The 10,535-nt window shown below is 53.3% G+C and carries 10 protein-coding genes and 1 other annotated feature; of the genes, 7 read left to right on the top strand and 3 right to left on the bottom strand.

Going from position 1 to position 10,535, the window contains the following annotated elements; translation table 11 throughout:
- Nucleotides 1–6: 6 nt before the first annotated feature.
- Entirely contained in the window at nucleotides 7–1,200 is a 1,194-nt protein-coding gene (acrA, locus tag OGV85_RS23255; RefSeq protein ID WP_003835922.1) for a multidrug efflux RND transporter periplasmic adaptor subunit AcrA, read from the bottom strand.
- Nucleotides 1,201–1,341: 141 nt separating this feature from the next.
- On the opposite strand from acrA, the gene acrR reads away from it, so the two are divergent.
- Entirely contained in the window at nucleotides 1,342–1,992 is a 651-nt protein-coding gene (gene acrR / locus OGV85_RS23250; RefSeq protein ID WP_003021744.1) for a multidrug efflux transporter transcriptional repressor AcrR, read from the top strand.
- A gap of 126 nt (nucleotides 1,993–2,118) precedes the next feature.
- Nucleotides 2,119–5,484 (top strand): mechanosensitive channel MscK, encoded by a 3,366-nt coding sequence (mscK, locus tag OGV85_RS23245; protein WP_048219469.1) that lies wholly within the window; start codon nucleotides 2,119–2,121, stop codon nucleotides 5,482–5,484.
- Nucleotides 5,485–5,559: 75 nt separating this feature from the next.
- Here the strand turns inward: mscK and rsmS are convergent, their stop codons facing one another.
- Nucleotides 5,560–5,721 (bottom strand): pleiotropic regulatory protein RsmS, encoded by a 162-nt coding sequence (gene rsmS / locus OGV85_RS23240; RefSeq protein ID WP_003021750.1) that lies wholly within the window; start codon nucleotides 5,719–5,721, stop codon nucleotides 5,560–5,562.
- Nucleotides 5,722–5,735: 14 nt separating this feature from the next.
- Nucleotides 5,736–6,263, bottom strand: a complete 528-nt coding sequence (gene priC, locus OGV85_RS23235; protein ID WP_003021753.1) for a primosomal replication protein N'' — start codon at nucleotides 6,261–6,263, stop codon at nucleotides 5,736–5,738.
- A gap of 69 nt (nucleotides 6,264–6,332) precedes the next feature.
- On the opposite strand from priC, the gene OGV85_RS23230 reads away from it, so the two are divergent.
- From OGV85_RS23230 to recR, 5 genes are all read left to right on the top strand, one after another.
- A complete protein-coding gene (locus tag OGV85_RS23230; protein ID WP_003847534.1) occupies nucleotides 6,333–6,710 on the top strand; it encodes a DUF454 family protein in 378 nt (125 codons plus the stop codon).
- Nucleotides 6,711–6,903: 193 nt separating this feature from the next.
- Complete coding sequence (apt, locus tag OGV85_RS23225) at nucleotides 6,904–7,455, top strand: adenine phosphoribosyltransferase (RefSeq protein WP_003021759.1); 552 nt, start codon at nucleotides 6,904–6,906, stop codon at nucleotides 7,453–7,455.
- Nucleotides 7,456–7,573: 118 nt separating this feature from the next.
- Entirely contained in the window at nucleotides 7,574–9,505 is a 1,932-nt protein-coding gene (gene dnaX, locus OGV85_RS23220) for a DNA polymerase III subunit gamma/tau (protein ID WP_061547907.1), read from the top strand.
- Nucleotides 8,838–8,902, top strand: a sequence feature (DnaX frameshifting element). Its footprint overlaps the gene before it by 65 nt.
- A gap of 57 nt (nucleotides 9,506–9,562) precedes the next feature.
- Entirely contained in the window at nucleotides 9,563–9,892 is a 330-nt protein-coding gene (locus tag OGV85_RS23215; protein ID WP_003021764.1) for a YbaB/EbfC family nucleoid-associated protein, read from the top strand.
- Entirely contained in the window at nucleotides 9,892–10,497 is a 606-nt protein-coding gene (recR, locus tag OGV85_RS23210) for a recombination mediator RecR (protein ID WP_003021767.1), read from the top strand. The genes OGV85_RS23215 and recR overlap by 1 nt, the downstream gene beginning before the upstream one ends.
- The last annotated feature ends 38 nt before the right edge of the window (nucleotides 10,498–10,535 follow it).

The following is a 10,535-nucleotide window of genomic DNA, read 5'->3' as shown; positions in this document are numbered from 1 at the left end:
TTTAAGTTAAGACTTGGACTGTTCAGGCTGGCTACCGCTTTGGCCTTGCTGGTTGTTATCAGCGGTGATTTCCTGCGCTTTTACCTGCGCGCCAGGACGTACTTTCTGCAGCCCAGTAACAATCACGCGGTCGCCCGGCTTAAGTCCATCAGTGACTAACCATTTGTCGCCAATCGCTTGTGCGGCGACAATTTGACGAGTTTCAACTTTGTTGTCTGCACCGATAACCAATGCACTGGCATCGCCACGCGGTGTGCGGGTAACGCCTTGCTGTGGAACCAGTAATGCAGTTGGGTTAATCCCTTCTTCCAGACGTGCGCGGACGAACATACCCGGCAGTAAGGTATGATCCGGGTTCGGGAAAATTGCGCGTAACGTAATCGACCCAGTGGTTTGATCTACCGTCACATCAGAAAATTCCAGCGTACCGGACTGCGGGTATTTAATGCCGTCATTGGTCACCAGTTCGACTTTCGCTTTACCGTTCTCTTGCTTCAGCGTGCCGTTGGCCAGCTCTTGTTTCAGGCGCAGGAAGTCGTTGCTTGACTGCGTCACGTCTACATAGATGGGATCCAACTGCTGAACGGTCGCCAGTGCGGTCGCCTGACCGTTTTGCACCAGAGCGCCTTCCGTAACGGATGATTTACCAATGCGACCGCTGATCGGTGACGTCACTTTGGTGTAAGCCAGATTGATGCGTGCAGTTTCTACCGCAGCTTTCGCGGCAACGACGGCGGCGTTTGCCTGCTGTGCGTCAGCCAACGCGCTATCGTAGTCCTGTTGGCTGATGTACTTAGTACCCAACAGTTTCTGATAACGTTTCACCGTCAGTTGAGCAATGTTTGCTGCGGCTTGTGCTTTAGCCAGATCGCCTTTTGCACTTTCATAAGCGGCCTGGTAAGTAGCAGGATCAATCTGATAGAGAGATACACCCGCTTCGATGTCACCACCTTCCGTGAAATTACGTTTCAGGATAATCCCGCTAACCTGAGGACGAACTTCAGCAATACGAAACGCACTGGTGCGACCCGGAAGTTCGGTTGTGATCTGTAGAGGTTCAGTTTTGAGCGTAACAACTCCAACCTCTGGCATTTGCTGGCCCCCTTGTTGGGCCTGTTTGTCGTCACATCCTGTTAGCGCTAAGCTGCCTGAGAGCATCAGAACGACTGCCAGAGGCGTTAACCCTCTGTTTTTGTTCATATGTAAACCTCGAGTGTCCGATTTCAAATTGATCAATGGCTTAAAGCCCATAAACCCATTGCTGCGTTTATATTATCGTCGTGCTATGGTACATACATTCACAAATGTATGTAAATCTAACGCCTGTAAATTCACTGACCTATGGCACGAAAAACCAAACAACAAGCACAGGAAACACGACAACACATTCTTGATGTCGCTCTGCGTATGTTTTCGCAACAAGGGGTCTCATCCACCTCGCTGGCTGAGATCGCAAAAGCCGCTGGTGTGACGCGCGGTGCAATCTATTGGCATTTCAAAAACAAATCGGATTTATTCAGTGAAATCTGGGAGCTAGCAAAACCTAACATTGATGAGTTAGAGACTGAGTATCAGGCAAAATTCCCTGACGATCCACTATCAGTATTAAGAGAAATTTTAATTTACGTTCTTGAAACTACCGTGACAGAAGAACGCCGACGTTTATTGATGGAGATTATATTCCACAAATGCGAATTTGTCGGGGAAATAGCATCAGTTCAGTTAGTCGAACGTAGCCTGTGTCTGGAAAACTATGACCGTATAGAAAAAACGTTACGCCACTGTATGGATGTCAACATGTTGCCGGAAAACCTGAACACACGTCGTGTAGCGGTGTTAATGCGTAGCTATATTTCCGGGATCATGGAGAACTGGTTATTTGCTCCCGAATCGTTTGATCTGAAGAATGAGGCTCGCCAGTACGTGGCGGTGCTGCTGGAGATGTGTCTGCTTTGTCCAAGCTTGCGCCTGCAGGCAGGAGAGACAAGCTAGTTTGCCATTCTGCACCAGGAATTCTCCTGGTCGTTTTGCCTGCTGCTATTCTGCTGGTCACAGCCGTGATATTCTTGCCGCTTGACTATTTCCGGTCACTTTCCCGGTTCAGAAACATTCATTCTCATGACTATGTTGCAGCTCTATAAACGTTCACAGCATGTAATTGCTATTAGCATACTTTTCTTCATTCTATTGTTATCCTGCCAGTCATCTGCATTTGCGCGGGCGCAACAGAGTGGTGAACTGCCGACGAAAGCAGATATTCAGAGCCAACTGGACGCACTGAGTAAACAAAAAGATCTCTCCGCGCAGGATAAGCTGGTCCAACAGGATCTCATCGATACTATCGCCACGCTGGATAAAATCGATCGCGTGAAAGATGAGACCGTACAGCTTCGCCAGAAAGTGGCCCAGGCGCCGGAGAAAATGCGTCAGGCGACGGATGCGCTAAATTCGCTCAGCGATGTCGACAATGACGACGAAACGCGAAAAACGCTGAGCACGCTTTCCTTACGACAGCTTGAGTCACGCGTCGCGCAGGTGCTGGATGACCTGCAAAGCTCGCAAAACGATCTTGCTGCCTACAACAGCCAACTGGTGTCGCTCCAGACCCAGCCAGAGCGCGTACAAAATGCGATGTACACTGCGTCGCAGCAGATGCAGCAAATCCGCAACCGACTTGATGGCACTAATGTAGGCGAAGGTGCTTTACGCCCCAGCCAGCAGGTACTGTTACAGGCGCAGCAGGCGCTGCTGAATGCGCAGATCGACCAACAGCGAAAGAGCCTCGAAGGTAATACGATTTTGCAGGATACCTTGCAAAAACAACGTGATTACGTGACGGCGAACAGTAACCGCCTTGAGCATCAGCTCCAGCTCCTGCAGGAAGCGGTGAACAGCAAGCGACTGACGTTAACCGAAAAAACGGCGCAGGAAGCAGTCACGCCGGATGAAGCCGAGCGTATTCAGTCCAATCCGTTAGTGAAGCAGGAGCTTGATGTTAACCATCAGCTCAGCCAGCGTCTGATTGCCGCTACCGAAAACGGCAACAGCCTGATGCAGCAAAATATCAAAGTCAAAAACTGGCTTGACCGCGCGCTGCAATCCGAACGCAACATTAAAGAACAGATCGCCGTTCTGAAAGGCAGTCTGCTGCTGTCGCGTATTCTGTATCAGCAACAACAAACGCTGCCGTCGGCGGATGAACTTGCCGATATGACCAACCGGATCGCCGACTTGCGTCTGGAGCAGTTCGAGGTCAACCAGCAGCGCGACGCGCTGTTCCAGAATGATGCGTTTGTCGCCAAACTGGAAGAAGGGCACAGCAACGAAGTTAACGGCGAAGTCCATGATGCCTTACTGCAGGTTGTGGATATGCGTCGTGAACTGTTGGATCAGCTCAATAAGCAACTGGGCAACCAGCTGATGATGGCGATTAATCTGCAAATTAACCAGCAGCAGTTAATGAGCGTGTCGAAAAACCTGAAAGGGATCCTCACGCAGCAGATTTTCTGGGTTAACAGTAATCGTCCGATGGACTGGGACTGGATCAAAGCTTTCCCGCAAACGCTTAAAGACCAGTTTAAGTCGATGAAAATCACGGTGAACTGGGAAAAAGCGTGGCCTGCAGTATTTATTGCGTTCCTGGCGGGATTGCCGCTGCTGCTCATTGCCGGGTTAATCCGCTGGCGTCTGAAATGGTTGAAAGAGTATCAGGCGAAATTAGCCGCTGCGGTGGGTAACCTGCGTAATGACAGTCAGCTCAACACGCCAAAAGCGATTCTGATCGATCTCATCAGAGCCTTGCCGGCGTGCCTGATTATCCTCGCGGTAGGTCTGATTCTGCTTACCATGCAGTTGAATATCAGCGACCTGCTGTGGGCGTTCAGTAAGAAGATGACAGTCTTCTGGCTGGTGTTTGGTCTGTGCTGGAAGGTGCTGGAAAAAGATGGCGTGGCAATTCGTCATTTTGGTATGCCAGCAAAACAAACTAGCCATTGGCGCCGCCAAATCGTGCGTATTAGCCTGGCGCTGTTACCGCTTAATTTTTGGTCGGTCATTGCTGAACTGTCACCGCTCAATCTGATGGACGATGTGCTGGGTCAGGTGGTGATTTTCCTCAACCTGCTGCTGATCGCCTTCCTGGTATGGCCAATGTGCCGCGAAAGCTGGCGTGATAAAGAGTCACATGGTCTGCGTCTGGTGACGATTACCGTGCTGTCTATTATCCCGATAGCATTAATGGTGCTGACGGCGACCGGCTATTTCTACACCACGCTGCGCCTGGCGGGACGCTGGATTGAAACGGTTTATCTGGTCATTCTCTGGAACCTGCTGTACCAGACCGTGCTGCGTGGGTTGAGCGTCGCGGCACGTCGTATCGCCTGGCGTCGCGCGCTGGCACGTCGTCAGAACCTGGTGAAAGAAGGAGCGGAAGGCGCCGAACCGCAGGAAGAACCGACCATCGCGCTTGAGCAGGTTAACCAGCAAACGCTGCGTATAACTATGCTGGTGATGGTTGCCCTGTTTGGTGTCTTGTTCTGGGCCATTTGGTCTGATTTGATCACCGTGTTCAGCTATCTCGACAGCATTACGCTCTGGCATTACAACGGTACCGAAGCGGGTGCGGCAGTGGTGAAAGACGTCACCATGGGTAGCCTGCTGTTTGCGATTATTGCCTCAATGGTCGCGTGGGCGCTGATCCGTAACTTACCCGGCCTGTTGGAAGTGCTGGTGCTCTCGCGACTGAAGATGCGTCAGGGCGCTTCGTATGCGATCACCACGATCCTTAACTACGCGATCATCGCCATCGGCGCGATGACGGTCTTCGGATCGCTCGGTGTTTCGTGGGATAAGCTACAGTGGCTGGCAGCAGCCCTGTCGGTTGGTCTTGGTTTTGGTTTGCAGGAAATCTTCGGTAACTTTGTTTCGGGCCTGATTATTCTGTTTGAACGCCCGGTCCGCATCGGCGATACCGTGACTATCGGTACGTTTTCAGGAACAGTCAGCAAGATCCGTATCCGTGCCACCACCATTACCGACTTCGATCGCAAAGAGGTGATCATCCCGAACAAAGCCTTTGTGACGGAGCGTTTGATCAACTGGTCGCTTTCCGATACCACCACGCGTCTGGTGATCCGCATCGGCGTGGCCTACGGTTCGGATCTGGACAAAGTGAAGAAAGTGCTGTTGCAGGCGGCGATGGAACACCCGAAAGTGATGCACGATCCGGAGCCTGCGGTGTTCTTTACCGCCTTCGGCGCCAGCACGCTGGATCATGAGCTGCGTTTATACGTGCGTGAACTGCGCGATCGTAGCCACACGGTTGATGAACTGAACCGTGCGGTCGATCGTTTGTGCCGTGAAAACGACATTGATATCGCCTTTAACCAGCTCGAAGTGCACCTGCACAACGCGAAGGGCGACACCGTGACCGAGGTTAAGCGTGACATCATTAAAGGTGATGATCCGACGCCTTCGGTAGGTTAATAGAAAAGCTCATCAGGCCTGCGAGCTTCGATTCATTCGTAGGCCTGATAAGTGCAACGCTATCAGGCATTTCAGCTATAGCGCGTTTTTTGAAGAAGAGAGCTGTTTCTTTTCGTAATCCCGTTTAACAATCTCCAGCGCCTTCAGTACGGTTTCAGGTGCAACCTGATTTTCCTCAAGTAAAACAATCAAATCGACGGCCAGTTTGACCTCGTCCGGGGCGTTCTCTAATGACATAAATTCTCCGGGGATTAACGGGTTAAACGCGCCAGCACGTTTTCTATTCTTGCCAGAGCATGACGGCAGCGCGCCAGTCGCGCCTCGAATGCTTCTACTTCACGATGCAGTTTTTGCTGTTCTGCAAAGCCGGTAGCCTGAGCCAGACGCTCTTTGCGTTCACGCGTCATTTCAACCAGACGGCGTTCAAACTCCTGATGTTGGACCCGCTTACGCTGCCAGCGCGCCAGACCTGGAGATGCACTGTCCCACTCGCGTAGCGACCAACTGGCAGTTTCACGTGAAATCGCCTCTAACTGTGAGGCAAGGTGTTCCGCAAGCCAGGTGATTTGTGGTAGTTGTTGCTGCTCAACGGCGCGACGTAGGGCAGTAAGATTATCGTCAGCTTCATCCAGGCAGGCCTGCAGCAATGTGCTGCGCGTGTGAAACAGATGCCTGTCAAAGCGGGCGCTAAGCGTTGTGTGGTGCGCCAGCGGAGCACAACGCTGTCGCAGGCGGTTAAGCTGGTTTTCGAGCGTCTGTAACAGCATGGCGGTTTTCACAACAACACTCCGATGAAAATGAGAACTGTTATGCTAAAGTAGCGATTCTCTGTGTTAAGTACTGATATTATGCAACGCATTATTCTAATCATCATTGGCTGGATAGCGGTAGTGCTAGGTACGCTGGGCGTAGTATTGCCTCTGTTGCCGACGACGCCGTTTATACTGCTGGCCGCCTGGTGTTTTGCCCGCTCATCGCCGCGTTTTCACGACTGGTTGCTTTACCGTTCGTGGTTCGGCGGGTATCTGCGTCACTGGCAAAAGCACCGCGCGATGCCGCCGGGAGCAAAACCGCGCGCTATTTTGTTGATCCTGGTGACGTTTGCTATTTCCCTCTGGCTGGTCAATATGATGTGGGTACGCGGCCTGCTGCTGGTTATTCTCGCCTGTTTACTGATTTTTATGTGGCGGATCCCGGTGATTGATGAAAAACAACAAAAGCAGTAAAGCGCAATAATCGCTGTTGCAATTGTCTCTCGCAGCCAGTAAATTCGACCGTTTTCGAGCACAGGCGCAGATGGTCAAAGGTTAACCAAGTGTAACCTTGGCCCTAATATAGACACAAAATCATTCAAGATACGTCGAGGATGAAGTGTATAGTGCGCCGTGAAGTAATACTGTATTAATCAGGCACAAACTTATGACCGCGACTGCACAGCAGCTTGAGTTTCTCAAAAATAGCATCAAAAGCATCCACGACTACCCAAAACCGGGCATTCTTTTCCGTGATGTCACCAGTTTACTGGAAGATCCGAAAGCCTACGCCCTCAGCATTGAATTGCTGGTTGAGCGCTACAAAAATGCGGGGATCACTAAAGTGGTTGGCACCGAAGCGCGTGGCTTCCTGTTTGGCGCGCCGGTAGCGTTGGGGCTGGGTGTCGGCTTTGTTCCGGTACGCAAACCGCGTAAGCTTCCGCGTGAAGTTATTGCTGAGACCTATGAGCTGGAGTACGGCACCGATCAGCTGGAAATCCACGTTGATGCCATCAAACCGGGTGATAAAGTCCTGGTTGTGGACGATCTTCTGGCAACTGGCGGCACGATTGAAGCGACCGTGAAGCTGATCCGCCGTCTGGGTGGCGAAGTGACCGATGCTGCCTTTATCATTAACTTGTTTGATCTGGGCGGCGAGCAGCGTCTGGAAAAGCAGGGGCTGACTTGTTATAGCCTGGTTCCATTCCCGGGCCACTAAGTCGGGCTATCTTATCCCGGTTGAAGTAATACCGAGACACACAACCTCGCCGTTGCTGCGAGGTTGTGTTAGCATTACCCTCCTGTGAATCCACCCTCCAGCCTTTCAGAGCCTGCCAATGAGTTATCAGGTCTTAGCCCGAAAATGGCGCCCACAAACCTTTGCTGACGTCGTCGGCCAGGAACATGTGCTGACGGCACTGGCGAACGGCTTGTCGTTAGGGCGTATTCATCATGCTTATTTGTTTTCCGGCACCCGTGGCGTCGGAAAAACCTCTATCGCCCGCTTGCTGGCGAAGGGATTAAACTGTGAAACTGGCATCACCGCTACGCCGTGCGGCGTGTGCGATAACTGCCGGGAAATTGAGCAGGGGCGTTTTGTCGATTTGATTGAAATCGATGCCGCCTCACGCACCAAAGTCGAAGATACTCGCGATCTGCTGGATAACGTTCAGTATGCGCCCGCGCGCGGTCGCTTTAAGGTCTATTTGATCGACGAAGTGCACATGCTGTCGCGCCACAGTTTTAACGCCTTGCTGAAAACGCTCGAAGAGCCGCCCGCGCACGTCAAATTCCTGCTGGCGACCACCGATCCGCAGAAGCTGCCGGTGACCATCCTGTCGCGCTGTCTGCAATTCCATCTTAAAGCGCTGGATGTCGAACAGATTCGCCATCAGCTTGAGCATATTCTCAAAGAAGAGCATATCGCCCATGAGCCACGTGCGCTGCAACTGCTGGCTCGCGCCGCAGACGGCAGCCTGCGCGATGCGCTGAGTTTGACCGATCAGGCGATTGCCAGCGGCGATGGTCAGGTCTCGACCGACGCGGTCAGCACCATGCTCGGCACGCTGGACGACGACCAGGCGCTCTCGCTTGTTGAAGCGGTTGTGGCTGCGGACGGCGAACGCGTGATGACGCTGGTAAACGACGCCGCCGCGCGTGGTATCGAATGGGAAGCGCTGCTGGTTGAGATGTCGGCTTTGCTGCATCGTATTGCCATGGTTCAGCTTTCACCTGCCGCGCTCGGTAGCGATATGGCCGCCATTGAACTGCGTATGCGTGAACTGGCGCGAATTGTACCGCCTACCGATGTGCAGCTTTACTACCAGACCCTGTTAATCGGGCGCAAAGAACTGCCGTATGCGCCAGACAGACGAATGGGCGTCGAAATGACGCTGCTGCGTGCGCTGGCTTTTCATCCGCGCATGCCGCTCCCGGAACCTGAAGTCCCGCGCCAGTCGTTTGCCCCGGTCGCACCCACAGCGGTGATGACCCCGACGCAGGTGCCACAGCAGCAACCTGCGCCAGCGCAACAGCAACAGAATGTGCCGCTTTCCGATGCCACCAGTCAGGTGCTGGCGGCGCGCAGTCAACTGCAACGTGCTCAGGGAGCAACCAAAGCAAAAAAGAGTGAACCGGCAGCCGCTTCCCGCGCGCGGCCGGTGAATAATGCTGCGCTGGAAAGACTGGCTTCGGTGTCGGAACGTGTTCAGGCGCGTCCGGCAGTCTCTGCGCTGGAAAAAGCACCGGCGAAGAAAGAAGCGTATCGCTGGAAAGCGACCAATCCTGTTGCAGAAGTCAAAGAAGTCGTCGCCACGCCGAAAGCGCTGAAAAAAGCGCTCGAGCATGAAAAAACGCCGGAACTGGCGGCAAAGCTTGCGGCTGAAGCCATTGAACGCGACCCGTGGGCCGCCCAGGTGAGCCAGCTCTCGCTGCCTAAACTGGTGGAGCAGGTGGCGCTTAATGCCTGGAAAGAAGAGAATGGCAACGTGGTTTGCCTGCACCTGCGTTCCACGCAGCGACACCTTAATTCCAGCGGCGCGAAGCAAAAACTGGCCGAAGCACTGAGTTCCTTAACGGGGTCAACGGTTGAATTGACCATCGTTGAAGATGATAATCCTGCGGTGCGCACGCCGCTGGAGTGGCGTCAGGCCATTTATGAAGAGAAGCTCGCGCAGGCGCGTGAGTCGATTATTGCGGATAATAACATCCAGACGCTGCGTCGTTTTTTCGATGCGGAGCTGGACGAAGAGAGTATTCGCCCCATTTGATCGTCAGCCTAATGGTTTGACGGTCGTCATCCCTTAACGTGATTGAGAGAGAAGCCTATGTTTGGTAAAGGCGGTCTGGGTAACCTGATGAAACAGGCCCAGCAGATGCAAGAAAAAATGCAGCAGATGCAGGAAGAAGTCGCCAAGCTGGAAGTGACCGGCGAATCTGGCGCGGGTCTGGTAAAAGTGACCATCAACGGCGCGCATAACTGCCGTCGCGTGGAGATCGATCCAAGCCTGCTGGAAGACGACAAAGAGATGCTGGAAGACCTGGTTGCTGCGGCATTCAACGACGCGGCGCGTCGCATTGAAGAGACGCAGAAAGAGAAGATGGCCTCTGTTTCTTCCGGAATGCAGCTGCCGCCTGGCTTTAAGATGCCGTTCTGATGCAAACCAGCCCGCTGTTAACTCAGCTTATGGAAGCACTGCGCTGTCTGCCGGGCGTTGGCCCGAAGTCGGCGCAGCGCATGGCGTTCACGCTGCTTCAGCGCGATCGCAGCGGCGGGATGCGTCTGGCGCAGGCGTTAACGAAGGCGATGTCGGAAATCGGCCACTGTGCCGATTGCCGCACCTTCACAGAGCAAGACGTCTGCAACATCTGTTCGAACCCGCGTCGCCAGGAAAACGGTCAGATTTGCGTGGTGGAGAGTCCGGCGGACATCTACGCCATTGAGCAAACCGGGCAATTTTCCGGACGTTACTTCGTGCTGATGGGACATCTGTCGCCGCTGGACGGTATCGGGCCTGATGATATCGGGCTGGATCGTCTTGAACAGCGACTGGCGTCTGAGCAAATCAACGAACTGATTCTGGCGACCAATCCCACGGTCGAAGGAGAGGCGACCGCCAACTATATTGCTGAGCTTTGCATGCAATATGGCGTTGAAGCCAGCCGTATCGCCCATGGCGTTCCGGTAGGCGGCGAGCTGGAAATGGTCGATGGCACCACGCTGTCGCACTCTCTGGCAGGACGACACAAGATTAAATTCTGAACAAACGGAGGCCGCGACGGCGGCTTCCGCTTGAAATC

Origin of the sequence: Citrobacter sp. Cf132 (assembly GCF_030333885.1) — a bacterium.
GTDB classification, from domain to species: Bacteria; Pseudomonadota; Gammaproteobacteria; order Enterobacterales; family Enterobacteriaceae; genus Citrobacter; species Citrobacter freundii.
The sequence above is the reverse complement of the archived record's forward strand: the minus strand, read 5'-3'. Positions and strand labels throughout refer to the sequence as shown.